Genomic DNA, 23,249 nt, shown 5'->3' on the forward strand with positions numbered 1-23,249 from the left:
TCGCGGCGCTCAGGTGCGGTCGTAGGTCGCGATGTCGTAGCCGTCGTACGCTTCGCGGCTCGTCTCGGTCCATGCGGACCAGTCGAGGGCGGGGAACCACGCGTCGCCCTCGGGTGCCAGGTGCACGTGCGTCACGACCATCCGGTCGACGAGTCCCTCGGCGAGGGCCTCGGCGTAGACCTGGGCGCCACCGATCAGGAACGCCTCGTCGTCGCGCCCGAGAGCCAGGGCCAGCGCTTCGGTCAGGGTGTGCGCGACCTCGACGCCGTCGGCGTGCCAGTCGGCGTTGCGGGTCAGCACGATCGACGTACGGCCCGGCAGCGGCCGGCCGATCGACTCGTACGTCGTGCGGCCCATGACGATCGGGTGCCCCATCGTCAGCGCCTTGAACTGCTGCTGGTCACCCGTGCGCGGCCACGGCATCTCGCCGTCGTTGCCGATGACCCCGTTGGACCCGATCGCCACGACGATCGTGACCGTCATACTGCGATCGGAGCCTTGATCGCCGGGTGCGGGTCGTAGCCGGTGACCTTGATCGAGTCGAGCGTGAAGCCGTCGATCGACGTGACCTGGGGGTCGAGCCACAGCTCGGGCAGCCCGCGCGGCTCACGGGTCAGCTGCTCGCGGGCCTGGTCGAGGTGGTTGACGTAGAGGTGCGCGTCGCCCAGCGTGTGCACGAAGTCGCCCACCTGGAGCCCGGTGACCTGCGCGACCATGTGCGTCAGCAGGGCGTACGAGGCGATGTTGAACGGCACGCCGAGGAAGACGTCGGCGGAGCGTTGATACATCTGGCACGAGAGCTTGCCGTCGGCGACGTAGAACTGGAAGAACGCGTGGCACGGCATCAGGGCCATGGCGTCGAGCTCGGCGACGTTCCACGCACTCACGACGTGACGACGCGAGTCGGGGTTGGTCCTGATCTGCTCGATGACGGCGGCGAGCTGGTCGATGTGCTGGCCGCCCGGCGCAGGCCAGGAGCGCCACTGGTAGCCGTAGACCGGCCCCAGGTCTCCGTTGTCGTCGGCCCACTCGTCCCAGATCGTGACGCCGTTGTCGCGCAGATAGCCCGTGTTGGTGTCGCCCGCGATGAACCACAGCAGCTCGGCGACGACCGACTTGAGGTGCACCTTCTTGGTCGTCACGAGCGGGAAGCCCTCGCTGAGGTCGAACCTCATCTGGTGACCGAAGACGCTGCGCGTGCCGGTGCCCGTCCGGTCGCCCTTGGCGACCCCTTCGTCGAGGATCCGCTGGACGAGATCGAGGTAGGCCCGCATGACCGCAGACTATCAATCGCGGCCGACGGATCGTGTGCGAAACTCTGACCATGCCGAGCGCTGAATTCGACGCAACCCCCAAAGAGGTCCGCAACTTCGCCCTGGTGCAGATCGGCATGGTCGGCGCCTTCCTGGTGGTGCTGTTCTTCCTGTTCGGCGGGTCCGACGCCGACTACCCGCCGGCCTGGCTCGCGGTCGCGCTCGTCGTCCCGATCGCCATCGGCGCGTTCTTCGCCGAGCGCGTGTGGCTGCGGGCCTCACCGCTGTCTCCCGACGAGCCGGTCCACGAGCTGCGCAACCAGGCCATCGGGGTGTTCGCGGCGCAGACCGTGCGCAAGTTCTTCTACTGCTTCTTCGCGATGATCATCCCGTCGTGCGCCGTGACGTTCGCCGGCGACTACGGCGGCTGGCCCCTGGTCATCGCCGGATTCCCGGGCCTGTTGGTGATCGGCTGGGAGACCTGGCCGACCCTGCGCAACACGTCGATGACCGCCGCGATGCTCGACTCCCAAGGCGCCGAGTCGCACCTCGTCGAGAGCTTCCTGGACGCGTGACCAGCGCTGACGTCAGCGCTCGTCTGGCCTGGCCCGACGACGCCACCTCGATCGTCCGTGTGCAGCTGGCCCGATGGCGCGAGAGCTACACCGACCTCGTCCCGGCCGACGATCTCGAGGCCGCCGACGAGCTCGCCGAGCGATGGGCCACGGTGATCTCCTCCCCCAAGGATGCCCGCATGCGGGTGCTGGTGGCGCTGGAGCGGGCCGACGTACGCGGGTTCGCGCTCGTGCACCCGTGCTACGACCCCGACGCCGACCAGGTCGCCGACGGCGAGATCGGGGAGTTCGTCATCGACCCCGGCCACCAGCGTGCGGGCCACGGATCCCGCCTCCTGCAGGCTGCCGTCGACACTCTCGCCGCTGACACCTTCACCCGCGCCGTGTGGTGGGTCGGCTCGACGGACGACGTGCTGCGCGGGTTCGTCACCGAGTCGGGCTGGGAGCCCGACGGCGCCCACCGCGAGCTCGCGGCCGAGACCGGGGAGACCCTCAAGCAGATCCGGCTGCACACCACGATCGGATGACGGCAACCGACCGCTCCGTCATCGTCGACTCGTTGGGCGTCGGCCTGGCCACCGGTGCGTACGGCGTGTCGTTCGGCGCGATCTCCACCACCTCCGGCCTCGACGTGCTGCAGACCTGCGTGCTGTCGCTCCTCGTGTTCACCGGCGCCTCGCAGTTCGCCTTCATCGGCATCATCGCGTCGGGCGGCAACCCGGTGACCGGTGCATTGACCGCGGTGCTGCTCGGCAGTCGCAACCTCTTCTACGGGCTGAGCCTCGCCCAGAAGCTCGACCTCAACGCCCCTCAGCGACTGGGGTCGGCCCACTTCGTGATCGACGAGTCGACCGCGATGGCCGTGACCCGCGAGACCAGGCGGCAGACCCGGCTCGGCTTCTACTGGACCGGCATCTCGATCTTCGTCCTGTGGAACCTCATGACGTACGTCGGTGCCGTGGCCGGCGAGAAGATCGGCGACCCCCAGACGTACGGGCTGGACGCTGCCGTCGGTGCGGCGTTCCTCGGTCTGCTGTGGCCCCGCCTGACCTCGTGGCACGCCCGCCTCGTGGCGCTGTTCGGCGCGGCCGTCGCGCTCGGTCTGGTCCCCGTCACGGCCGCCGGGCTGCCGATCATCCTCGGTGGCGGTGCTGCGGTCGTGCTCGGCATGCTGTGGCGCCCGAAGGTGTCATCATGACGGCCTTGTGGACCGGCATCGTCGTGATGATCGTGGGCTGCTTCGCGCTCAAGTACGCCGGGCTGTCGGTGCCTGAGCGGGTGCTCAACCATCCCACCACGGTGCGCGCCGCCGACCTGATCCCCGTGGCCCTGCTGGGTGCGCTGATCGCGGTGCAGGTGTTCGCCGATGACGGATCGCTCACGATCGACGCCCGCCTGCTGGGCCTCGTCGTCGCCGCGGTGCTGCTGTCGTTGCGTGTGCCGTTCCTGCCGGTCGTGGTCGCTGCGGCTCTGGTCGCCGCGCTCGTACGCCTCTAGAGGCCGAGCACCGCGTCGAGACCAACCGTGACGCCGAGACGTCCGGGCACGGCGCGTACGGCGGCGACGACGCCGGGCATGAACGAGGCCCGGTCGATCGAGTCGTGGCGGATCGAGAACGTCTCACCAGCCCCGCCGAACAGCACCTCCTGTGACGCCGTGAACCCGCGCGCACGCACCGAGTGCACGGGGATGCCCGCGACCCTTGCGCCGCGGGCACCGTCGGGGTCGGTCGTCGTGGCGTCCGGCAGCGGCGCGGAGCCGGCATCGGCCCGGGCCGCGGCGATCATCTCCGCGGTACGTGTCGCGGTGCCGGACGGCGCGTCGATCTTGTTGGGGTGGTGGAGCTCGATGACCTCGATAGACTCGAAGAACGGTGCCGCCGTGGCGGCGAAGCGCATCATCAGCACCGCACCGATCGAGAAGTTGGGCACGATCAGCACGCCGGTCGACGGCGCATCGCCCAGCAAGGCGCGTACGCGGGCGATCTTGGCATCGTCGAAGCCCGAGGTGCCCACGACCACGTGGATGCCGTGCTCGGCGCACCAGGTCACGTTGCCGAGCGCTGCCTCCGGCTGGGTGAAGTCCAGGGCGACCTCGGCGCCGGACTCGGCGAGCAGGTCGAGGGAGTCGTCGACGTCGACCTCGGCGACGACCTCGACGCCGTCAGCCTCGTTGAGCGCCCGGACGGACTCCGAACCCATGCGCCCCTTGGCACCCAGCACCGCGACCCGTGTCATGGCGCCAGCCTATCGGCGGGCGTCGCCGACGCAGTCGACGAGGATGCGTACTCCCGCCTCGACCTCGGCGAACGACGTCGTGAGGGGTGAGAGCCCCAGCCGGATCAGGTCGGGCTCGCGGAAGTCCGGCACGACACCGCGCGCGATCATCTGGTCCGTGATGTTCCGCGCGTCCGCGTGGCGCACCGTCACGTGGCTCCCCCGCAGCGCCGGTTCGCGGGGCGTCACGATCTCGAGCCCGGCCTCGTCCAGCAGCTCGATCGTGTACGCCGTCAGGGCCTCTGACTTGGCCCGGATTGCTTCGGTGCCTGCCTCGGCGATCAGGCGTACGCCCTCCTGCACCGCGACGATGCCCGCCACCGACGGCGTGCCGCTGAGCATCCGCCGGATCGTCGGCGCCACCTCGTACGTGTCGGACATCGCGAACAGGTCCGACGCGCTCCACCAGCCCGCGATCGGCTGGGTCACCGCCGTCAGGTGCCGCTCGGCGACGTACAGGAACGCCGGCGCGCCCGGGCCGCTGTTGAGGTACTTGTAGGTGCAGCCCACGGCGAAGTCGACCTCGGCCGCGTCCAGCGCGATCGGCAGCACACCGGCGGAGTGGCAGAGATCCCACACGACCACCGCTCCGTGCTCGTGCACGAGCTGGGTGACCGCATCAAGGTCCACGAGCGTGCCTGAGCGGTAGTCGACGTGGCTCAGCACGACCACAGCCGTACGCTCCCCGAGCACGTCGGCGAGTGCTTCGACCGTGACGTTGTCGACCAGGTCGGGTCGCAGCCAGCGGACCGTCAGACCGCAGGAGGCCGCGACGGACTCGACGAGGTAGCGATCGGTCGGGAAGTTCGTCGCGTCGATCACGATCTCGTCGCGGCCTGGACGCACGCCGATCGCGGCGTGCAGCAGCTTGTAGAGGTTGACCGACGTCGAGTCGGCGATCACGGTCTGTCCGGCACCGGCGCCCAGGAGCGCTTCGCCGAGCTCATCGCCCACCGTGACGGGCAGGTCGACCCACGCGTCCTCCCAGCCGCGGATCAAGCGGCTGCCCCACTCATCTCGTACGAACGCGGCCAAGCGCTCGAGCGTCGCCTGCGGCACGCGGCCCAGCGAGTTGCCGTCGAGGTAGGCGACGAGGTCGTCGTCGATCACGAAGCGGTCGCGGAAGGGTGCCAGAGGATCGGCCGCGTCCAGGACGTCAGGGGGTGTCATCACCGGCTGATGCTCTCACGGCTGCGGGCCGCCCAGCCGCTCGAACGGTGGATTCTCCACCTTCTGGCGACTCAAACGGTGGAACTTCCACCGCTCATACCCAAACGGTGGAGAATCCACCGCCCAGGGCAGGGATGCCGAAGGGCCCGGCTGCCGAAGCAACCGGGCCCTGCAGACGTACGGATCAGGCGTCGGAGCTGACCGGCTCCTCGGCCGGGGCAGCCTCGTCGCCCTTGTCCTCGAGCACGGGGACCAGCGAGAGCTTGCCGCGGTCGCCGAGCTCGGCGATCTCGACCTGGATCTTCTGGCCGACCTTGACGACGTCCTCGACGTTGTTGACGCGCTGGCCGCCGTTGAGCTCACGCAGCTTGCTGATGTGCAGCAGGCCGTCGCGCCCCGGAGCCAGCGACACGAACGCGCCGAAGTCGACCGTCTTGACGACGGTGCCGAGGTAGCGCTCGCCGACCTCGGGCATCGTCGGGTTGGCGATGGCGTTGATCGCGTCGCGGGCGGCCTCGGCAGCTTCGCCGCTCTCCGCACCGACGTAGACCGTGCCGTCGTCCTCGAGCGAGATGTTGGCGCCCGTCTCGTCCTGGATCTGGTTGATGATCTTGCCCTTGGGGCCGATGACCTCACCGATCTTGTCCACGGGGATCTTGATCGTGATGATCCGCGGGGCGTAGGGGCTCATGTCGTCGGGCTCGTCGATGGCCTCGGCCATGACGTCGAGGATCGCGACACGCGCACCGTATGCCTGGGTCAGCGCGCCGGCCAGCACGTCGGCGGGGATGCCGTCGAGCTTGGTGTCGAGCTGCAGGGCGGTGACGAACTCGCGCGTTCCGGCGACCTTGAAGTCCATGTCGCCGAAGGCGTCCTCGGCTCCCAGGATGTCGGTCAGCGTGACGAACGTCTGCTTGCCGTCGATCTCACCGGAGATGAGGCCCATTGCGATGCCGGCGACCGGCGCGCGCAGCGGCACACCGGCGTTGAGCAGGCCCAGCGTCGAGGCGCAGACCGAGCCCATCGAGGTGGAGCCGTTGGAGCTGAGCGCCTCGGACACCTGACGGATCGCGTAGGGGAACTCCTCGCGCGTCGGCAGGACCGGGAGGAGCGCACGGCCCGCGAGGGCACCGTGGCCGATCTCGCGGCGCTTCGGCGAACCGACCCGGCCGGTCTCACCGGTCGAGTAGGGCGGGAAGTTGTAGTTGTGCATGTAGCGGCGCGACGTCTCGGGCGAGAGCGTGTCGAGCTTCTGCTCGAGGCCCAGCATGTTGAGCGTCGTGATGCCCATGATCTGGGTCTCGCCGCGCTGGAACAGCGCCGAGCCGTGGACGCGAGGAACGATGCCGACCTCGGCACTGAGGGCACGGATGTCCTCGAGGCCACGGCCGTCGATGCGGACCTTGTCACGCAGGACGCGCTCACGGACGACGGCCTTGGTCACGGCGCGAACAGCGGCGCCGATCTCCTTCTCACGACCCTCGAACTGCTCACCGAGCTTGTCGATGACGTCGGCCTTGATCTCGGACTCGCGCTCCTCGCGGTCAGCCTTGCTGACGATCGTGAGGGCCTGGGCCAGGTCGGCCTTGGCTGCGGCCTCGACGGCGGCGTAGACGTCGTCCTCGTAGTCGAGGAAGATCGGGAAGTCGCGGACCGGCTTGGCGGCGGTCTCGGCGAGCGCGATCTGCGCCTCGCAGAGCTGCTTGATGAAGACCTTGGCGGCGTCGAGGCCACCGGCGACGATCTCCTCGGTCGGCGCCTGGACGCCACTCTGGACGAGGTCCCAGGTCGACTCGGTCGACTCGGCCTCGACCATCATGATGGCGACGTCGTCACCAGCGATGCGGCCGGCGACGACCATGTCGAACACGGCGTTCTCGAGCTGGCTGTGCGTCGGGAAGCCGACCCACTGGCCGTCGATCAGGGCGACGCGGGTCGCGCCGACCGGGCCGGTGAACGGCAGGCCCGAGATCTGGGTCGACGCGGAAGCCGCGTTGATCGCCAGGACGTCGTAGGGGGTGTCGGGGTTGAGCGCCAGGACCGTGATGACGACCTGGACCTCGTTGCGCAGGCCCTTCTTGAACGTGGGGCGCAGCGGGCGGTCGATCAGGCGGCACGTGAGGATCGCGTCCTCGCTGGGGCGTCCCTCACGGCGGAAGAACGAGCCCGGGATGCGGCCGGCGGCGTACATCCGCTCCTCGACGTCGATCGTCAAGGGGAAGAAGTCGAAGTGGTCCTTGGGGTGCTTGCCGGCCGTGGTGGCCGACAGGAGCATCGTGTCGTCGTCGAGGAAGGCTGCGACGGAGCCGGCAGCCTGCTGGGCGAGGACGCCGGTCTCGAACCGGATGGTGCGGGTGCCGAAGCTGCCGTTGTCGATGACGGTCTCAGCGGTGTGAAGTGTGGATTCCGACATGGAAGTCCCTTCCGCAGGCGTGTGCCTGCCTGTTGGGACGAGAGGTGCCAGACGGTGGAACCTTGTCGGTCTTCGATCGAGGCCTGCGGGCGTTCGTTGCCGAACATCCCGAGGGCCACTACCGAGGACCGAGCACGTCGTGCCTGGGCACTCTCGTCATGGGTCGTGCGATGTGCAGTTATGTGGAAAGGCGGTCACTCCACGGGGAGTGACCGCCTCAGGGGTCTAGCGGCGCAGACCGAGACGCTCGATGAGCGAGCGGTAGCGCTCGATGTCGTTGTTCTGCAGGTAGTTGAGCAGACGACGACGCTGTCCGACGAGGAGCAGCAGACCACGACGGCTGTGGTGGTCGTGCTTGTGCTCCTGCAGGTGCGCGGTCAGGTGCGAGATGCGACCCGTCAGAAGAGCGATCTGGACCTCAGGGGATCCGGTGTCGCCGTCGCTGAGCGCGTACTGCTTGATGATGTCTTCCTTGGCGATTCCTGCGACCGTGGGCGCAGCAGTCTTCTTTGACACTGTTCTCCTCTGAGGGTTCCGTTGCACGGCGCGCCCGGGCTTGTCCACCGGGGCACTCTGGATCCGTGGCCGATCAGACGGCAACGTCCAGAGTATCAGCGCCACTGCTCCCGGGGCGAATCGCCGGTGGAGCCCAACGCCTCCGGCAGAGCGGCGGTGACCACGTCCCGGCTAGCGTCGTGGCATGTCGTGGAGAGCCCGGATCGCCGGCGTTGCCGTCGTGGTGACGGCACTGCTGGCCGCGTGCTCCTCAACCCCCGACGATCCAGGGCCCACGCGGTCCACGCCGACTGCGAGCCCGACTCCCATGCGTACGCCTGACCTGCCGACCGTACGTTCGTACGTCGCCCTGGGTGACTCGTTCACCGCCGGTCCGGGGCTTGCCGACCTGCGCAAGGGCGGTGAGCTGTGCTTGCGGTCCGACCACAACTGGCCGTCGCTCGTCGCGCGACGGCTCGACGCGAGGTCGTTCACCGACGTCAGCTGCGCCGGCGCGACGACCCACGACGTGCTGCAGAAGGGCGGCGGCCTGGTCGGTGCGCCACCGCAACTCGCCGCCGTCAGGACGGGCACGGACCTCGTCACGGTCGGCATCGGAGGCAACGACGGCAACCTGTTCGCGTCGCTCATCTCGGCCTGCACCCGCGGTCAGGGCGCGTGCGCGCCGTTCTCCCGCGACTCGGCCCCCACGATCCTGCGACAGACCGTCAGCGACATCGCCACGGTGCTCGACGACGTTCGCGCCAGGGCACCCGAGGCGACCGTGCTGCTGGTCGGCTACCTGCGGATCATGCCGAGCTCGGGCACCTGCCCGACGATCGGCATCCCGGCGGCCGACGCTGCTGCGGTCGCCGCGACCGAGGCGGCTCTCGACCAGACACTCGCCGACGCCGCCCGGCAAGCACGTGTCCCGTACGTCTCGATGCGGCGCGTGTCGCGCGGCCACGACGCGTGCGCCGGGGCTCGCGCCTGGACCAACGGACGTACGGTTCGGGACGCCGACGGCATCGCGTTCCACCCGCGGCTCGCCGGCATGAAGGCGGTCGCGCGGGCGGTCGAGGCTGAGCTCGCGCGCTAGCAGGTGCCTCCGCCGATGGGCAGCTGACCGTCGAGCGGCAGGTCGCGCGAGGAGAACCCGACCTTGACCGCGGCGCAGCCCTTGGTCACCTTCCATGACGACGAGGTGGTGTCCCAGTACGACAGTGCGCGCTCGTCGAGCGGGAACGACACCGTGCGCGACTCCCCCGGTGCGAGCTGCACCTTGCTGAAGCCCTTGAGTGCCGACGGGGGCTGCTGCACGGACGCCGACTGGTCGGGCAGCCCGAGGTAGAGCTGAGGCACCGCATAGCCCTTGCGTCCGCCGGTGTTGGTGACGACGGCCTTGACCGTCGCACCGCTGGCGGTGCGCACGACCTGCAGGCCCGACAGGGAGAACGACGTGTAGGACAGCCCGAAGCCGAACGGGTAGGCCGGCGCCAGCTTCTTCTCGTCGTACCAGCGATAGCCGACGAAGACGCCCTCGTCGTAGTGCGTGTCCAGACCCAGCACACCGCTGCCGGGATAGCGCGCCGCGCTCACCGCGGTCGGCAGCTGCGACTGGCTCTCGGGGAACGTGATGGGCAGCCGTCCGCCGGCGTCGACATCGCCGAACAACACCCTGGCGAGTGCCGGGCCACCGTGGGCGCCGGGATACCAGGCCTGCACGAGCGCTGCGATCTTCGACCGCCACGGCGTCAGATCGGCTCCGCCGGACTCGAGCACGACGACCGTCTTGGGCTGGGAGGTGGCCACCGAGTCGATCAGCGCGTCCTGGTTGCCGTTGACGCTCGGGCACTCCAGCGTCAGGCAGTTGCGGTCGGAGCCCTCGCCGTACTGGTCCTTGGCCACCACGATCGCCAGGTCGGCCGCCTTCGCGGCAGCGCTGGCTCGCGCCTTGTCGGAGCCGTCGTCGTACGTGACCTTGACCCCGGACCCTGCGCGGGCCGTGATGCCCTCGAGGAGCGAGTGGTTCGCGAACGGCTCGACCTCACCGGATCCCCCGCCCACCGCGAACTGGGTGGCCGGCTTGCCGATCACGACGATCGACCTCACTGCCGACGAGATCGGCAGGATGCCGTTGTTGCGCAGCAGCGTCGTCGACTGCTCCGCGATGCGTTGTGACGCGAGACCGTCTGCGGTCTGGTCGATCTGCGCGTCGTCGTTGCGGTACGCCTCGCGGTCGAACACACCGAACCGGAACCACGTCTCGAGCATCACGCGCACGTGCTGGTCGATCGTCGCCCGCGAGACCTGGCCGAGCGTGACGGCGGTGCTGACCAGCAGGGGCTGGTAGCCGACCGGCGGCCAGGGCTCGAAGTCGAGGCCGTTGTTGAGGCCCCCGGCGGTCGTGTGGATCGCCAGGTAGTCCGCGATCGTATAGCCCTTGAAGCCCCACTCGTCGCGCAGGATCTGCTTGAGCAGCGTCGGGTTCTGGCAGGCGTACTTGCCGTTGACCCGGTTGTAGGCGCACATGATCGTGCCGACCTTGGCCTCCTTGACGGCGGCCTCGAACTGCGGCAGGTAGATCTCGCGCATCGTGCGGTCGTCGACGATCGAGTTCTGCGCATAGCGGGTCCCGATGACCCCGAGCCCGGCCGGCAGGTATTCGTTGAGCGCTCCTCCGGTGAGGTCGATGCCCTCCTGGTTGTTGGCGGCGAAGTGCTTGACGTTGCCGATCACGCCGGTCGCCTGCGCACCCTCGATCCACGCGACACCGAGGCGGCTCGTCAGCCACGGGTCCTCGCCGTATCCCTCGAACGTACGGCCGGCCAGCGGGGACCGGGCGATGTTGACCGTCGGGGCGTAGATGACGTCGTTGCCCTTGGCCTTGGCCTCCGATGCGGCAACCGTGCCGTGCGCTCGAGCCAGCTCGGGGTCGAACGTCGCGGCGAGCGTCAACGGCGCCGGCAACCCGATCGACTTGCCCTGGCGGGGTCCCACCGGACCGTCGCTGTAGTAGATCGTCGGCACGTCGAGCCTCAGTATGCCCTTCTGGACGCCGGTGTGGGTCTCGGGGCTGCTGACTGCGCCGCCCTTGAGCTCGTCGCCGCCGAGCATGCCGATCTTCTCGCTCAACGTCATCTGGGCGAGGAGCAGGTCCGCGCGCTTGCTGGGACTCAGCGACGTGTCGCACCACGGATGATCGCCGCAGCGGCCGGCCGCGACGGCCGGCGAGACCGGCATCAGGGCGAGGGTCGAGCTGACCGTCGCAGCGGCAATGGCCAGGCCGAGCAGGCGTCGCGTCGTCATGGGGCTCCCCACGTCAGGCGTGCGCACGCACGCAGAATGCGGACAACGTACCCGCGTTCCGCCCGAGGTGGAACAGGTTTCAGGTTTGGAGAATCTGACGCGTCTTCTCGACGTCCTGGTGCATCTGCGCGATCAGCGGGTCGATGCCTTCGTACGTGACCATGCCCCGCAGGCGGTCGACGAGCTCGACCCGGATCGCCTCGCCGTAGAGCTCGAGATCCGTGCGGTCCAGCACGTACGACTCGACGCGTCGCTCGACGCCGTCGAACGTCGGGTTGGTGCCGACCGAGATCGCCGCCGGCAGCCGCTCGCCGTCCGCGCGCACGAGCCAGCCCGCGTAGACACCGTCAGGCGGCACGGCATACGCCTCGTCGACCGGCACGTTGGCGGTCGGGAAGCCCAGCTCACGGCCCCGCTGGTCGCCCTTGGTGACGACTCCGGACACCTCATGGGGACGGCCGAGCACCTCCGCGGCCTCGACCAGCCGGCCTTCTGCGACCAACGTACGGACCAGGGTCGAGGAGTACGGCACGGCACCGCCGTCGAGGGCGAGCCCGTCGACGGCGAACCCGCCTCGCTCCCCCGCCTCGCGGAGGAACGTCGTGTCGCCACTGGCCTTGGAGCCGAAGCGGAAGTTGTCGCCGACAGCCACGAGAGCCGCGCTCAGCTGCTCGACCAGGACCCGGTCGACGAACTCCTGCGGAGACCACGAGGCCATCTCGGCGGTGAAGTTGAGGATGCGGACCTCGTCGGCACCGGCGGCGCGCAGCAGCTCGACGCGGCGCTCGATCGTGGTGAGCCGGGTCGGCGCCTGCTCAGGACGTACGACGGCCAGTGGGTGTGGCACGAACGTCACCGCGATGACCGGCAGCCCGCCGGACAGCTCACGGGTGCGGGCCAGCACGTGCTGGTGACCTTTGTGCACGCCGTCGAAGTTGCCCACCGTGACAGCGGACGGCTCGGTTCGCGGATCCGTCGCAGCTCCGCGGAAGTCACGCCAGATCATCACGGCAAAACTGTGCCACACCGCCGCACGCCGCCCGGCAGGGGCCGAACCTAAGAACACTCTCATCGCCACCTCATCGACCAGTGCCGAGGCATGGGGCAGGCTGGAGCCATGGACCTGCGCAGACGACTCCCCGCGGCGGCGCTGGCCGTCGTGGCGCTGGCGCTCACCGCGGTCATCGTCTCGAGGGTCTCGGCCGGCGCCGACCCCGCACCCCAGGACCTCAGGCCGATCGTGATCTCCCCCGCCGCCAGCCCGACTCCTCCCGCCACGACCACGACGCCGTCGTCGGACGACGACGGCGATGATGACGACGACTACGAGCGCGAGGTGCCCGAGCCCAAGGACATCGACGACGGCGACGACCACAGCGGCAAGGGCCGCGGCGGGGACGACGACCACAGCGGCCGCGACCATCCAGAAGACGACTGAGGTCCGATGGCAGTCCCCTCCCTGTCGCGCCTGTCGGTGCGGCATCGCCTGACCATCACGATCGCGCTGCTCACGACGCTGGCGCTCGTCGCCGTCGGCCTGACCCTGTACGTGCTCGAGGCACGCCGGATCGACCGCGCGATCGAGACCAGCCTGAGCCAGGAGACCGGTGAGTTCCGCGCGCTCCAGAAGGAGCCCGATCCGCGGACGCAGCGTCGATTCGCCTCCGCCGACCGGCTGCTCGAGGTGTTTCTGCAGCGCAACCTGCCCGACGACAACGAGGAGCTGTTCGCGTTCCCCACGAGCGGGACCCCGACGTACCAGGGCGAGTACGACCCCGTCCTCCAGCGGTCCCAGGCGTTCCCGGCGTTGGTCGAGAGGCTGAAGGCGACCGGCGGCACTCGCTCGCTCGAGGTCGGCGGGCGTACGTACCGGGTCGCCGTGCAGCCCGTGAAGGTCGGCGCGCAGTCGGCGGCGTTCGTCGTCGTGCACGACGTCGGCTCCAGCCGCGACGACCTGCACGAGCTGATGGTCACGTATGCGCTCCTGGCGGCGTTGTCCGTCATCCTCATCGCCGGGCTCGCGTCATGGAGCGCAGGACGACTGCTCCGACCCGTCCGCCGGCTCCGGGACACCGCGCGAGGCATCAGCGACGGGGACCTCGGGAGACGGCTGGAGGTCACCGGCCACGACGACCTGTCCGACCTGCAGCGCACGTTCAACGACATGCTCGACCGGTTGGAGTCCGCGTTCGCCACCCAGCGCCAGCTCCTCGACGACGCCGGCCACGAGCTGCGTACCCCGTTGACCGTCCTGCGCGGTCACCTCGAGGTCCTCGACACAGCAGACCCCCACGACGTCGCCACCACCCGAGCCCTCCTCCTGGACGAGATCGACCGTATGGCTCGCCTCGTCAACGACTTGCTGATGCTCGCCAAGGCGCGGCGGCCGGACTTCGTCGACCCGCACCCGACGGACGTCGAGGCACTCACGCACGGCGCGATCGACCGGGCGCGCGCCCTGGCAGACCGCCGGTGGCTGCTGGACGGCGTGGCGCGACACTCCGCACTCCTCGACGGGCAGCGCATCACCCAGGCGCTCCTGCAGCTGTCGGACAATGCCGCGCGTCACACGGCCCCTGGCGACGAGATCGGCATCGGCTCACGCCTGCACGAGGGATGCCTCGAGCTGTGGGTACGCGACGAGGGTCCGGGCGTCGATCCCGCCATGCGCGCGAAGGTCTTCGAACGGTTCACGCGTGGCGACCACGACGACGAGGGCTTCGGCCTGGGACTGTCCATCGTCTCCGCGATCGCCGAGGCGCACGGAGGTGAGGTCGTGATCGACGAGACGCCGTCCGGTGCCACGTTCAGGCTCCGGCTACCGACGGGAGAGGTCGCGTGACGAACCGGATATTGATCGTCGAGGACGAGGACCGCATCGCCTCGTTCGTGTCCAAGGGGCTCAGGGCCGAGGGATTCACGCCGACGGTCGTCGGTGACGGGATCACAGGGCTCGACTACGCCCTGACGGGCGAGTTCGACCTCATGGTGCTCGACATCGGGCTGCCCGGCATGGACGGCTTCCGCGTCCTCGAGCGGGTCACGGCGGAGCGCCCGACCTTGCCGGTCATCGTCCTGACCGCCCGCGACTCGGTCACCGACACGGTCGCCGCGCTCGAGGGCGGAGCCGCGGACTACATGTCGAAGCCGTTCACGTTCGGCGAGCTGGTGGCCCGTGTACGCCTGAGGCTGCGCACGCCAGGTGAGGCAGCGCCTGACGACGAGCTGTCGGTGGGTGACGTCCGCGTCGACCTGCGCCGCCGGCGGGCATACGTCGGAGACCGCGAGGTCGAGCTCTCGGCGCGTGAGCTGACCCTCGCGGAGGTCCTGATCCGCAACCGCGGTCTCGTCCTGTCGCGCGAGCAGCTGTTGTCGCAGGTGTGGGGCTACGACTTCGACCCCGGCTCCAACGTCGTCGACGTCTACGTCGGCTACCTGCGCAAGAAGCTCGGCGCCGAGCTGGTCACGACGGTGCGCGGGCTGGGTTACCGCGTCGACTGACCTCGCGATCAGAGGCTGATCTTGAAGCCTGACAGCCGGGCCTGCGGGAGGCGCTCCAGCATGGGCTCGAGCGCACGCGCGGCCTCGTCGGGCAGGGGACGGTCCGCGGGGTCGCGGGACAGGCACGCGTGGAGCAGGTCGCCGAGCGCGGTCGGCACGAAGTGCGGCAGGACGTACGGCTCCTCGGTGAGCTGCTGCCAACGGGGCTCGCGCTCGAACGCCCGGTAGCCCGCTGCGGCGCGGAACATCGTGGCGCCGAAGCCCCACATGTCGCTCGCGTGACCGACCGTGCCGCGCTCTCCCGGGACGCACTGTTCGGGCGCCATGTACTCGTCGCTGCCGAGCGGATCGGTCAGCTCCACTGCGGCCTTGGCCTCCATCGCGATGCTGAAGTCGATGAGCTTCGCAGGCGCACCCATGATGACGTTGCTGGGCTTGACGTCGAGGTGACAGACCTCCCTCGCGCGCAGGTAGTGCAGCGCCGAGGCGAGCTCGAGACCCAACGGCAGCAGCTGGTGCAGCGGCACATACCCGTGCTTGCCGATCAGGGACGACAGGCTCGGCCCGTCGATGTTCTCCAGCACCAGATAGGGCCGCTCGCCCTCGTCGTCGTACGCGAACAGCCTCGCGATGCCGGGGTGGCTCAGCCGGCTCACCATGCCGACCTCCCGTTGGAGGTCGCGTCGCGCCGACTCGCTGACCTGACCGGGTCGCATGACCTTGGCGACGACCGGCGCATACAGCCGCTCGTCGAACGCGAGCCAGGCCTCGTACATCGTGCCGCCGCCGACCGGCTTGACGGCCGTGAGGCCGGGGGCGATCGTGTCGCCCCCGGCCAGGCCCCAGGTGTCGGACATCAGCGGGTGTTCGCGGACGGCGCCGTGTTCCTGGTCGGCGCGGTGTTCACGGTCTTGACGGTGTGGTGCGTGTTCGTCGTCGGCGCGGTGTTCTTGCTGTTCGCCGTGTTCGCCGTGTTCGCCGTGTTCGCCGTGTTCGCCGTGTTCGCCGTGTTCGCCGNGACGGTGTGGTGCGTCGGCGAGTCCGCCCTGCCGGCCTGGTCGTCGTCCGGGTCGTCGTCGACGTTCGCGGACTGGACCCAGGAGCTCGACGTGTCCTCCCGCTTGACCACCGGGTCGGCGTCCTTCGCCGTCGCGCCGGCCAGCGCGAAACCCGCTGTGCCGATGGCGACGGAGCCTGCGACGGCCACGATTCCTGTGCGTACCAACGTGTGCATGTGTCTCTCCTCGTTCGGATGTGCTGTGGGATTCAGCCTGTCGCCGGTTCATGAGGCCGCAGTGAGTGCGGCATGAGAGGCCTCTCATGTGCCCGGCCGGCAGAACGCGGAACGGCCGGGGGTGCGAGCACCCCGGCCGTTCACACGATGCGGTCAGTCGTCGTCAGATCCCGAGCCGCTGTCGTGGTGGCCGGAGTCGTCCGACCCGGGTCCGCTGTTGTCGTCGTCACGGCCGGAGTCGTCCGACCCGTGATGGCGGCCGTGGTGCCCGTCGTCGTCACGATCGTCACCCGGCTCGACCCGGTCGTCACGGTCCCGGAGCCCGCCCTTGTCGTCGTTGACGTCGTGGTCGGCCGGGTCGTCCGCACCGTGCCGCCGTGCGTCGTCGTCGCGATCGTCACCCGGCTCGACCCGGTCGTCGCGGTCGCGGAGCCCGCCCTTGTCGTCGTTGACGTCGTGGGTCGAGCTCGGTGCCGGGACGGCCGTCGTGGCGGACGAACGTGCCGGGTCCGGTGAGTCGTCCGAACCGTTGCGCGCCACGGCCACTCCTGCGGTTCCCACGACGACGGTGGCAGCCAGGGCCACGACTCCTGCGCGGATGTACCTGTCCATGATGTCTCCTCGAAATCGGTGGTGCTGACAGCGCTGAGACTCCGCGGCGCACGTGAGGCGCCCATGAGCCGGGCATGAGAGGTCTCTCATGTGGCGGCGGTCCCGGGTCGCGCCTAGCGTCGAGACCATGCCGACCGCACCCGACCTGACCGTCCTGCGCGACACCGTGAGCCTCGTGACCGGCGGGGCCTCGGGCCTCGGCGCGGCCGTCGTGTCCGAGCTCGCGTCCCACGGCGCGCACGTCGTGGTGCTCGACCCTGACGCGGCGGCCGCTCGCGAGCTGGTGGGGAGCATCCAGCACCACGGCGGCAGCGCGGAGGCCGTGGTCGCGGACGTACGCGACGCGGATCGCCTCGCCTGGGCCGTCGACCTGGCTTCGTCACAGGGCACCCTGTTCTCCGTCGTCAGCAATGCCGGCGGGTGGGGCGGGCTCACCAGTCACTACCCCGACGTCTCACCCGACGACTGGCTGAGCGTGCTCGACCTCAACCTGGTCGCACCCATGCGCCTGCTGCAGCTGGCGCGTGCGGCAGTGGTGGACGGCGGCGCGGTGGTCCAGGTGTCGTCGAGCGCCGGCATCGAGTCCAGTCCGTACGCCTCGCCTGAGTATGCCGTCTCGAAGGCCGGCGTCGTCCGCCTCACCTCGGCCGTCGGGGCCTGGGCGAGCCCACGCGTCAGCTGCGTCGTGCCGGGCTGGATCGCGCTGCCCCGCGCTCAGCGCGAGCTCGCCGCGCTCGACCCGGAGGACCGGGTCTCGGCTCCCCCGCTCGTGCCGGTCGGGGACGTGACCGACGAGATCGTCCGGCTGATCGTCGATCCGTCGTCCGCCGGTGAGGTCGTGGTGCTCGACGGGGCCGGTCCGCCGCATCCCCTCTAGAGCAGCGGCCGCAGCGGCGCGAGGATCCACTCGCACGCCTTGGCGACCAGCGGGCGCGACGACCACTCGGCCCGGGTCAGCACCCGCGCGTTGGACGCATCGGTCTCGAACACCGTCTCCAGGTGCTGCGCCAGCGCGTCGTCGAGGATCTCGAGGTTGATCTCGTAGTTGCCGGTCAGGCTCAGCCGGTCGATGTTGGCGGTGCCGATCGTCGTCCATCGGCCGTCGATCGTCGCGGTCTTGGCGTGCACCATCCAGTCCTGGTAGAGCAGGATCTCCACGCCGCCGTCGAGCAGCTGAGAGTAGAAGCCGCGCGAGAGCCAGTCGGCCACGACGTGGTTGGAGATCTCGGGAACGAGGATCCGCACGCGCACGCCACGGGCGGCCGCCGCGAGCAGCCCGTCGAGGATGTCCCGGTCGGGAATGAAGTAGGCCGCCGTGATGTAGATGTGGTCGCGGGCCCGGTCGATCGCCTCGATGTACATGCCACGGATCGGGAACAGCAGCTGTCGCGGCACGTTGCGGTGCGCACGGATCTGCGGCTCCCAGCTCGCGTCGCCGCGCTCCTTGAGCATCCGGGCCCGCCTGCGGCGTCGCAGGTTCCAGAAGTCGACGAACGCGTTGTCGAGGTCCCACACCGAGGGACCCTCGATCTTGAGGTGCGTGTCGCGCCACTCCGACGCGTACAGCGAGCCGATGTTGTAGCCGCCGACGTAGCCGACCTCGTCGTCGACGACCAGCACCTTGCGGTGGTCGCGGCCCATCTGTCGCGGGCTGAAGAACCGCCAACCGGTGGCGAACACGGGATAGCGCAGGACGTGGATCGGCGCGGGGAACGTGAGGAAGCTCGGCGTGACGACCAGGTTGGCGAAGCCGTCATAGATCACGTAGACGTCGACGCCGCGCTCGGCCGCATCGACGAGGGCCTGCTTGAAGCGGCGGCCCATCTCGTCGGCCTTGATGATGTAGGTCTCGAACAGGATCCGCTCGCGCGCGTTGCCGATCGCCGCGAGCATGTCCTCGAAGAGATCGGAGCCGTACGTGTAGACCGTCGCCGTGTTGCCCGCGCCGACCTCGAGGGGCGCTGGCGGGGTCACCGGGAACGTGTCGTGGCTCTTGCTCCCGCGCATCAGCTTGCGCACCTTGGTCGTCACCATGAGCGCGACGACGATCAGGAACTGCGCCGAGAGCATCGTGAACAGGGCCCGCTTGAGGATGCCGCGGGTCGACGGCCGGCGCATACGCATGGTGGACCTCACCCTAGCGATTCAGACGAAGACGGCGACGGGCTTGGCGACGCCGCCACGCTGCTCGTAGAGCGCGAGGAACTCGCCCGACGGCGCGAACACCGCGACCGCGCCGGGAGCGCCGAGGTCGATGCCCGTGAGCGGACGGCCGAAGCGTACGTCCGAGGCCTCGCGTTCGGCGAGGTCGTACGACGGGAAGCTCGCGCGCGCCACGTCGTCGAGGCCGACCACGACGAGCTCCTGCTCGAGCTCCTCGAGCGTGTGAGCCTGGTCGAGCGAGAACGCTCCGACCCGCGTGCGCCGCAGCATCGTGAGGTGTCCGCCGACGCCGAGGTCGGCGCCGATGTCGCGCGCCAGGGCACGGATGTAGGTGCCGCTGGTGCACACGACCCGCACGTCGACGTCGACCACGTCGCCCTCGACGCGCAGCGCGTCGAGCTCGAACACCGAGACGGTCACCGGCCGGGCCTTGAGCTCGACCTCGTCACCGGCGCGGACTCGGGCGTACGAGCGCACGCCGTCGACCTTGATCGCCGAGACCGACGACGGGACCTGCTGGATGTCGCCCGTGTAGGCCGGCAGCACAGCGCGCACGGCGGCTTCGTCGACATGTGAGGCCGGCGTCGACGACGTGATCTCGCCCTCGGCGTCGTCGGTGACGGTGGCCTGGCCGAGCCGGATCGTCGCGACGTACTCCTTGTCGGCGAGCGTCAGGTGACCGAGCAGCCGCGTCGCCCGGTTGATGCCCAGCACGAGGATGCCGGTCGCCATGGGGTCGAGCGTTCCGGAGTGGCCGACCTTCTTGGTGCCGGCGATGCGGCGCATGCGGCCGACGACGTCGTGCGACGTCCAGCCGGCCGGCTTGTCGACGACGACGAGCCCACTGACGAGGTCAGTCATCGAGCTCCGCGTCGTCCTCGTCCTTCTTCTTGTACGGATCGGGGTCGCCGGCATACTGCGCACCCGCCGAGCGGGACGCGACCTGCTCGTCGGACTCCTTGACCTTGGCCAGCAGCTCCTCGATCTCCTTGGCCGTCTCCGGGACGGCGTCGAGGAAGAACTCGATCGACGGCGTGATGCGGGTGCCGAGCTGCTTGCCCACCTCGGAGCGGATCAGGCCGGTCGCACTGCGCAGCGCCGCTGCGGTCTCGGCGCGAGCGGTCTCGTCGCCCATCACGGTGTAGAACACCGAGGCCTGCTGACCGTCACCGGTCATGCGTACGTCGGTGATCGTCACGAAGCCGAGGCGCGGATCCTTGATCCGGCGCTCGAGCATCTGCGCCACGACGACCTTGATCCGGTCGGCGACCTTGTGGATCCGAGGTCCAGCCATGATTCTCTCCAAACTGAGTGGGACGCCTCCCCCACGCAAGCGCGTGGGGGGAGGCGTCCGACGGGGGTGTCGCTTACGCGCGAACCTTCTCGCGCAGCTCGAACGTCTCGACGATGTCGCCGACCTTGATGTCGTTGAAGCCCTTGAGCACGAGACCGCACTCGAAGCCTTCGCGGACCTCGGACACATCGTCCTTCTCGCGGCGCAGGCTGGAGAAGTCGAGGTTGTCGGCGACCACGGAGCCGTCGCGAAGCAGGCGTGCCTTCGCGTTGCGCCGGATCACGCCGCTCGTGACCATGCAACCGGCGATGTTGCCGATCTTGCTGGAGCGGAAGATGTCGCGGATCTCGGCGGTACCGAGCTGCGCCTCCTCGAACTCCGGCTTGAGCAGGCCCTTGAGCGAAGCCTCGATCTCCTCGATCGCGTTGTAGATGACCGAGTAGTACTTGATCTCGACACCTTCGCGGTCGGCCAGCTCCGTCGCCTTGCCCTGCGGGCGGACGTTGAAGCCGATGATGACGGCGTTGGACGCGGCGGCCAGCATGACGTTGGTCTCGGTGATCGCACCGACGCCGCGGTCGATGACCCGGAGTGCGACCTCCTCGCCGACGTCGATCTGGGCCAGTGCGTCCTCGAGCGCCTCGACCGAACCGGATCCGTCACCCTTGAGGATGAGGAGCAGCTCGTCGGTCTCGCCCTTCTCCATCGAGGACATGAAGTCCTCGAGCGTACGACGACCGGTGCGCTGCGCCAGGAGGGCGTTGCGCTCGCGCGCCTCGCGCTTCTCGGCGATCTGGCGGGCCAGACGATCGTCCGCGACGACCATGAAGTTGTCGCCGGCACCGGGCACTGCCGTCAGGCCCAGCACGAGTGCCGGCCGCGACGGAGTGGCTTCCTCGATGTTCTCGCCGTGCTCGTCGAGCATGGCGCGGACACGTCCGAACGCCGGACCGGCGACGATCGAGTCGCCGACCTTGAGCGTTCCGCGGTGGACCAGCACCGTGGCGACAGGTCCCCGACCGCGGTCAAGGTGTGCCTCGATGACGAGACCCTCGGCGTTCTGGTTGGGGTTGGCGCGCAGGTCGAGCGAGGCGTCAGCCGTGAGGATGACGGCCTCGAGCAGCTCGTCGAGACCCGTGCCGGCCTTGGCCGAGACGTCGACGAACATCGTGTCGCCGCCGTACTCCTCGGGCACGAGGCCGTACTCGGTGAGCTGGCCACGAGCCTTGGTCGGGTCGGCGTCGGGCTTGTCGACCTTGTTGACCGCGACGACGATCGGGACACCGGCGGCCTTGGCGTGGTTGAGCGCCTCGACCGTCTGCGGCATGACGCCGTCGTCGGCCGCGACCACGAGGATCGCGATGTCGGTCGCCTGCGCACCGCGGGCACGCATGGCGGTGAACGCCTCGTGACCCGGTGTGTCGATCAGGGTGATGCGACGCTCGGAGCCATCGACCTCGGTGGCGACCTGGTAGGCGCCGATGGTCTGCGTGATGCCACCGGCCTCCTTGTCGACGACGTTGCTGCTGCGCAGCGCGTCGAGGAGCTTGGTCTTTCCGTGGTCGACGTGACCCATGACGGTGACGACGGGGGGACGCGCGGCCAGGTCGGCCTCGTCGCCCTCGTCCTCGCCGAACTCGATGTCGAACGACTCGAGCAGCTCGCGGTCCTCGTCCTCGGGCGAGATGACCTCGACGTTGTAGTTGAGCTCTTCGCCCAGCAGCATCAGGGTCTCGTCGTTGGCCGACTGCGTCGCCGTGACGACCTCACCGAGGTGGAACAGCACCTCGACGAGCGATGCGGAGTCGCCGCCGATCTTGTCGGCGAAGTCCGCCAGCGAGGAACCGCGGGTCAGGCGTACGGTCTCGCCGTTGCCCTTGCGGACGCGGACGCCGCCGATGGCGGGCGCCTGCATCTGGTCGAATTCCTGACGCTTCGCGCGCTTGCTCTTGCGTCCACGACGTACGGGTCCGCCGGCGCGACCGAACGCGCCCTGCGTGCCACCACGCGTGTTGCGGCCACCGGGGCCACCCGTGCGCGGAGGACCGCTGAAGCCGCCTCCACCGCCGGGAGCACCACGACCGGGAGCACCGCCACCACCGGGACGGCCGGCGTAACCGCCGCCGCCTCCGCCGGGAGCGCCGCGACCCGGTGCACCACCGGGTCCACCGCGACCGGGAGCTCCACCAGGACCACCGCGGCCGGGCGCACCGCGACCGGTCGAGGGGCCGGCGAGGCCGGACTGGCGCGGCATCATGGCCGGGTTGGGGCGCGGCATGCCAGGTGCGCCACCGGGCGTCGGGCCACCGGCACGTGCGGCCGGCGGACGCGGGGCCTGCATGCCCTGCGTCGACGAGAACGGGTTGTTGCCGGGACGGGCACCGGGCGCCTTGGGTCCGGGACGGGGCCCGGGGGCGGCCGGAGCCGAGGATGCCGCAGCAGCGGGCGCCTCGGGCTCGGCTGCAGGTGCCGGGGTCTCCGCGACCGGAGCCGGCTCGGGCTCGGGCGTCGGGGCGACCCGAGGTCCGGGCGTGGGGCCGGGCGTACGCGTCGGGGCAGGGGCAGCGGGCGCAGCAGCCTCGACCGGGGCCGGTGCGGCCTCGGGCTCGGCGGCGGGTGCCGGTGCGGCCTTCTTGGCGGCGGCCTTGCCGCCTGACTTCTTGGCGCCCTGCGCGCGCAGGGCTTCGCCGTGCTCCTCGTTGAGGCGCCGGACGACGGGGGCTTCTACGGTCGAGGAGGCCGACTTCACGTACTCACCCATGTCTTTCAGGGTGGACAGGACGACCTTGCTCTCGACACCGAACTCGCGTGCGAGCTCGTGGACTCTTACAGCCACTCTTCTCCTTCAGGGGGGTCCGACCCCGAAGGAGGATCAGACCACTAGTTGACGAACGTGCTCATTGCGCAGTACTCATCGCGCAGTACTCACTTGGTCTTCATGAGCGAAGTGCTCC

23 protein-coding genes are annotated in these 23,249 nt (G+C 69.6%); 9 read left to right on the forward strand and 14 right to left on the reverse strand.

The window, feature by feature from the left end; all coding sequences use genetic code 11:
- Window positions 1-9: 9 nt before the first annotated feature.
- The gene (locus ASC61_RS18815) at window positions 10-483 is read right to left on the reverse strand and encodes a dihydrofolate reductase (protein WP_056214841.1); all 474 of its coding nucleotides are present in this window, start codon (window positions 481-483) and stop codon (window positions 10-12) included.
- Entirely contained in the window at window positions 480-1,274 is a 795-nt protein-coding gene (locus ASC61_RS18820) for a thymidylate synthase (protein ID WP_056214844.1), read from the reverse strand. Before ASC61_RS18820 ends, ASC61_RS18815 begins: the two co-directional genes overlap by 4 nt.
- 50 nt (window positions 1,275-1,324) lie before the next feature.
- Here ASC61_RS18820 and ASC61_RS18825 point away from each other — a divergent pair, with 50 nt between their 5' ends.
- From ASC61_RS18825 to ASC61_RS18840, 4 genes are read left to right on the forward strand one after another with little or no spacing between them, the layout of a single operon-like run.
- The gene (locus ASC61_RS18825; RefSeq protein WP_056214847.1) at window positions 1,325-1,828 is read left to right on the forward strand and encodes a hypothetical protein; all 504 of its coding nucleotides are present in this window, start codon (window positions 1,325-1,327) and stop codon (window positions 1,826-1,828) included.
- On the forward strand, window positions 1,825-2,355 hold the full coding sequence (locus tag ASC61_RS18830; RefSeq protein WP_056214849.1) for a GNAT family N-acetyltransferase: 531 nt from the start codon (window positions 1,825-1,827) through the stop codon (window positions 2,353-2,355). Before ASC61_RS18825 ends, ASC61_RS18830 begins: the two co-directional genes overlap by 4 nt.
- Complete coding sequence (locus ASC61_RS18835; protein ID WP_056214853.1) at window positions 2,352-3,026, forward strand: AzlC family ABC transporter permease; 675 nt, start codon at window positions 2,352-2,354, stop codon at window positions 3,024-3,026. Before ASC61_RS18830 ends, ASC61_RS18835 begins: the two co-directional genes overlap by 4 nt.
- The gene (locus tag ASC61_RS18840) at window positions 3,023-3,325 is read left to right on the forward strand and encodes an AzlD domain-containing protein (protein ID WP_056214855.1); all 303 of its coding nucleotides are present in this window, start codon (window positions 3,023-3,025) and stop codon (window positions 3,323-3,325) included. Before ASC61_RS18835 ends, ASC61_RS18840 begins: the two co-directional genes overlap by 4 nt.
- Here the strand turns inward: ASC61_RS18840 and dapB are convergent.
- From dapB to rpsO, 4 genes are all read right to left on the reverse strand, one after another.
- The gene (gene dapB, locus ASC61_RS18845) at window positions 3,322-4,065 is read right to left on the reverse strand and encodes a 4-hydroxy-tetrahydrodipicolinate reductase (RefSeq protein WP_056214859.1); all 744 of its coding nucleotides are present in this window, start codon (window positions 4,063-4,065) and stop codon (window positions 3,322-3,324) included. The genes ASC61_RS18840 and dapB overlap by 4 nt on opposite strands.
- 9 nt (window positions 4,066-4,074) lie before the next feature.
- Window positions 4,075-5,274: a kynureninase gene (gene kynU, locus ASC61_RS18850; RefSeq protein ID WP_056214862.1), complete on the reverse strand. Its 1,200-nt coding sequence runs from the start codon at window positions 5,272-5,274 to the stop codon at window positions 4,075-4,077.
- 184 nt (window positions 5,275-5,458) lie between these two features.
- Window positions 5,459-7,687, reverse strand: coding sequence for a polyribonucleotide nucleotidyltransferase (locus ASC61_RS18855; RefSeq protein WP_056214865.1), 2,229 nt, complete (start codon window positions 7,685-7,687; stop codon window positions 5,459-5,461).
- Window positions 7,688-7,912: 225 nt separating this feature from the next.
- Window positions 7,913-8,167: a 30S ribosomal protein S15 gene (gene rpsO, locus ASC61_RS18860; RefSeq protein ID WP_056215938.1), complete on the reverse strand. Its 255-nt coding sequence runs from the start codon at window positions 8,165-8,167 to the stop codon at window positions 7,913-7,915.
- A 220-nt stretch (window positions 8,168-8,387) separates the two neighbouring features.
- Here rpsO and ASC61_RS18865 point away from each other — a divergent pair, with 220 nt between their 5' ends.
- A complete protein-coding gene (locus tag ASC61_RS18865) occupies window positions 8,388-9,281 on the forward strand; it encodes an SGNH/GDSL hydrolase family protein (protein ID WP_082530773.1) in 894 nt (297 codons plus the stop codon).
- Here the strand turns inward: ASC61_RS18865 and ASC61_RS18870 are convergent.
- Together ASC61_RS18870 and ASC61_RS18875 are read right to left on the reverse strand one after the other, a co-directional pair.
- Window positions 9,278-11,491 (reverse strand): beta-glucosidase family protein, encoded by a 2,214-nt coding sequence (locus tag ASC61_RS18870; RefSeq protein WP_056214870.1) that lies wholly within the window; start codon window positions 11,489-11,491, stop codon window positions 9,278-9,280. The two genes, ASC61_RS18865 and ASC61_RS18870, sit on opposite strands and share 4 nt — an antisense overlap.
- A 79-nt stretch (window positions 11,492-11,570) precedes the next feature.
- Window positions 11,571-12,497, reverse strand: a complete 927-nt coding sequence (locus tag ASC61_RS18875; RefSeq protein WP_056214873.1) for a bifunctional riboflavin kinase/FAD synthetase — start codon at window positions 12,495-12,497, stop codon at window positions 11,571-11,573.
- 111 nt (window positions 12,498-12,608) lie between these two features.
- Between ASC61_RS18875 and ASC61_RS19870 the strand changes: the two genes are divergently transcribed.
- Genes ASC61_RS19870 through ASC61_RS18890 form a run of 3 tightly spaced genes read left to right on the forward strand, consistent with a single transcriptional unit; the run spans window position 12,609 to window position 14,992 of the window.
- Window positions 12,609-12,929: a hypothetical protein gene (locus ASC61_RS19870; RefSeq protein WP_056214876.1), complete on the forward strand. Its 321-nt coding sequence runs from the start codon at window positions 12,609-12,611 to the stop codon at window positions 12,927-12,929.
- Between the two features lie 6 nt (window positions 12,930-12,935).
- Complete coding sequence (locus ASC61_RS18885) at window positions 12,936-14,333, forward strand: sensor histidine kinase (RefSeq protein WP_157439562.1); 1,398 nt, start codon at window positions 12,936-12,938, stop codon at window positions 14,331-14,333.
- Window positions 14,330-14,992 (forward strand): response regulator transcription factor, encoded by a 663-nt coding sequence (locus tag ASC61_RS18890; RefSeq protein WP_056214879.1) that lies wholly within the window; start codon window positions 14,330-14,332, stop codon window positions 14,990-14,992. The genes ASC61_RS18885 and ASC61_RS18890 overlap by 4 nt, the downstream gene beginning before the upstream one ends.
- 8 nt (window positions 14,993-15,000) lie before the next feature.
- Here the strand turns inward: ASC61_RS18890 and ASC61_RS18895 are convergent, their stop codons facing one another.
- Entirely contained in the window at window positions 15,001-15,849 is an 849-nt protein-coding gene (locus ASC61_RS18895; protein ID WP_056214882.1) for a serine/threonine-protein kinase, read from the reverse strand.
- A 530-nt stretch (window positions 15,850-16,379) separates the two neighbouring features.
- Window positions 16,380-16,838 carry a hypothetical protein gene (locus ASC61_RS18905; protein WP_056214888.1) on the reverse strand — a complete coding sequence of 153 codons (459 nt, stop codon included), beginning with the start codon at window positions 16,836-16,838 and terminating at the stop codon, window positions 16,380-16,382.
- Between the two features lie 127 nt (window positions 16,839-16,965).
- Between ASC61_RS18905 and ASC61_RS18910 the strand changes: the two genes are divergently transcribed.
- Window positions 16,966-17,715, forward strand: coding sequence for an SDR family NAD(P)-dependent oxidoreductase (locus tag ASC61_RS18910; protein ID WP_056214891.1), 750 nt, complete (start codon window positions 16,966-16,968; stop codon window positions 17,713-17,715).
- Here ASC61_RS18910 and ASC61_RS18915 read toward each other — a convergent pair.
- From ASC61_RS18915 to infB, 4 genes are all read right to left on the reverse strand, one after another.
- On the reverse strand, window positions 17,712-18,962 hold the full coding sequence (locus ASC61_RS18915; RefSeq protein ID WP_157439564.1) for a phospholipase D-like domain-containing protein: 1,251 nt from the start codon (window positions 18,960-18,962) through the stop codon (window positions 17,712-17,714). The genes ASC61_RS18910 and ASC61_RS18915 overlap by 4 nt on opposite strands.
- A 21-nt stretch (window positions 18,963-18,983) precedes the next feature.
- Window positions 18,984-19,862 (reverse strand): tRNA pseudouridine(55) synthase TruB, encoded by an 879-nt coding sequence (gene truB, locus ASC61_RS18920; protein WP_056214895.1) that lies wholly within the window; start codon window positions 19,860-19,862, stop codon window positions 18,984-18,986.
- Window positions 19,855-20,295, reverse strand: a complete 441-nt coding sequence (gene rbfA / locus ASC61_RS18925; RefSeq protein WP_056214897.1) for a 30S ribosome-binding factor RbfA — start codon at window positions 20,293-20,295, stop codon at window positions 19,855-19,857. The genes truB and rbfA overlap by 8 nt, the downstream gene beginning before the upstream one ends.
- A gap of 73 nt (window positions 20,296-20,368) precedes the next feature.
- Window positions 20,369-23,131 carry a translation initiation factor IF-2 gene (gene infB / locus ASC61_RS18930; RefSeq protein ID WP_056214900.1) on the reverse strand — a complete coding sequence of 921 codons (2,763 nt, stop codon included), beginning with the start codon at window positions 23,129-23,131 and terminating at the stop codon, window positions 20,369-20,371.
- Window positions 23,132-23,249 lie beyond the last annotated feature (118 nt).

It is taken from the genome of Aeromicrobium sp. Root344 (genome assembly GCF_001425755.1).
Taxonomy (GTDB): Bacteria; Actinomycetota; Actinomycetes; order Propionibacteriales; family Nocardioidaceae; genus Aeromicrobium.

Excerpts from the sequence above, each read along its gene's own strand:
- ASC61_RS18815 (WP_056214841.1), bottom strand. The coding sequence starts at position 483 with ATGACGGTCACGATCGTCGTGGCGATCGGGTCCAACGGGGTCATCGGC.
- ASC61_RS18820 (WP_056214844.1), bottom strand. The coding sequence starts at position 1,274 with ATGCGGGCCTACCTCGATCTCGTCCAGCGGATCCTCGACGAAGGGGTC.
- ASC61_RS18825 (WP_056214847.1), top strand. The coding sequence starts at position 1,325 with ATGCCGAGCGCTGAATTCGACGCAACCCCCAAAGAGGTCCGCAACTTC.
- ASC61_RS18835 (WP_056214853.1), top strand. The coding sequence starts at position 2,352 with ATGACGGCAACCGACCGCTCCGTCATCGTCGACTCGTTGGGCGTCGGC.
- ASC61_RS18840 (WP_056214855.1), top strand. The coding sequence starts at position 3,023 with ATGACGGCCTTGTGGACCGGCATCGTCGTGATGATCGTGGGCTGCTTC.
- dapB (WP_056214859.1), bottom strand. The coding sequence starts at position 4,065 with ATGACACGGGTCGCGGTGCTGGGTGCCAAGGGGCGCATGGGTTCGGAG.
- kynU (WP_056214862.1), bottom strand. The coding sequence starts at position 5,274 with ATGACACCCCCTGACGTCCTGGACGCGGCCGATCCTCTGGCACCCTTC.
- ASC61_RS18855 (WP_056214865.1), bottom strand. The coding sequence starts at position 7,687 with ATGTCGGAATCCACACTTCACACCGCTGAGACCGTCATCGACAACGGC.
- ASC61_RS18865 (WP_082530773.1), top strand. The coding sequence starts at position 8,388 with ATGTCGTGGAGAGCCCGGATCGCCGGCGTTGCCGTCGTGGTGACGGCA.
- ASC61_RS18870 (WP_056214870.1), bottom strand. The coding sequence starts at position 11,491 with ATGACGACGCGACGCCTGCTCGGCCTGGCCATTGCCGCTGCGACGGTC.
- ASC61_RS18875 (WP_056214873.1), bottom strand. The coding sequence starts at position 12,497 with ATGATCTGGCGTGACTTCCGCGGAGCTGCGACGGATCCGCGAACCGAG.
- ASC61_RS19870 (WP_056214876.1), top strand. The coding sequence starts at position 12,609 with ATGGACCTGCGCAGACGACTCCCCGCGGCGGCGCTGGCCGTCGTGGCG.
- ASC61_RS18885 (WP_157439562.1), top strand. The coding sequence starts at position 12,936 with ATGGCAGTCCCCTCCCTGTCGCGCCTGTCGGTGCGGCATCGCCTGACC.
- ASC61_RS18895 (WP_056214882.1), bottom strand. The coding sequence starts at position 15,849 with ATGTCCGACACCTGGGGCCTGGCCGGGGGCGACACGATCGCCCCCGGC.
- ASC61_RS18905 (WP_056214888.1), bottom strand. The coding sequence starts at position 16,838 with ATGGACAGGTACATCCGCGCAGGAGTCGTGGCCCTGGCTGCCACCGTC.
- ASC61_RS18910 (WP_056214891.1), top strand. The coding sequence starts at position 16,966 with ATGCCGACCGCACCCGACCTGACCGTCCTGCGCGACACCGTGAGCCTC.
- ASC61_RS18915 (WP_157439564.1), bottom strand. The coding sequence starts at position 18,962 with ATGCGTATGCGCCGGCCGTCGACCCGCGGCATCCTCAAGCGGGCCCTG.
- truB (WP_056214895.1), bottom strand. The coding sequence starts at position 19,862 with ATGACTGACCTCGTCAGTGGGCTCGTCGTCGTCGACAAGCCGGCCGGC.
- rbfA (WP_056214897.1), bottom strand. The coding sequence starts at position 20,295 with ATGGCTGGACCTCGGATCCACAAGGTCGCCGACCGGATCAAGGTCGTC.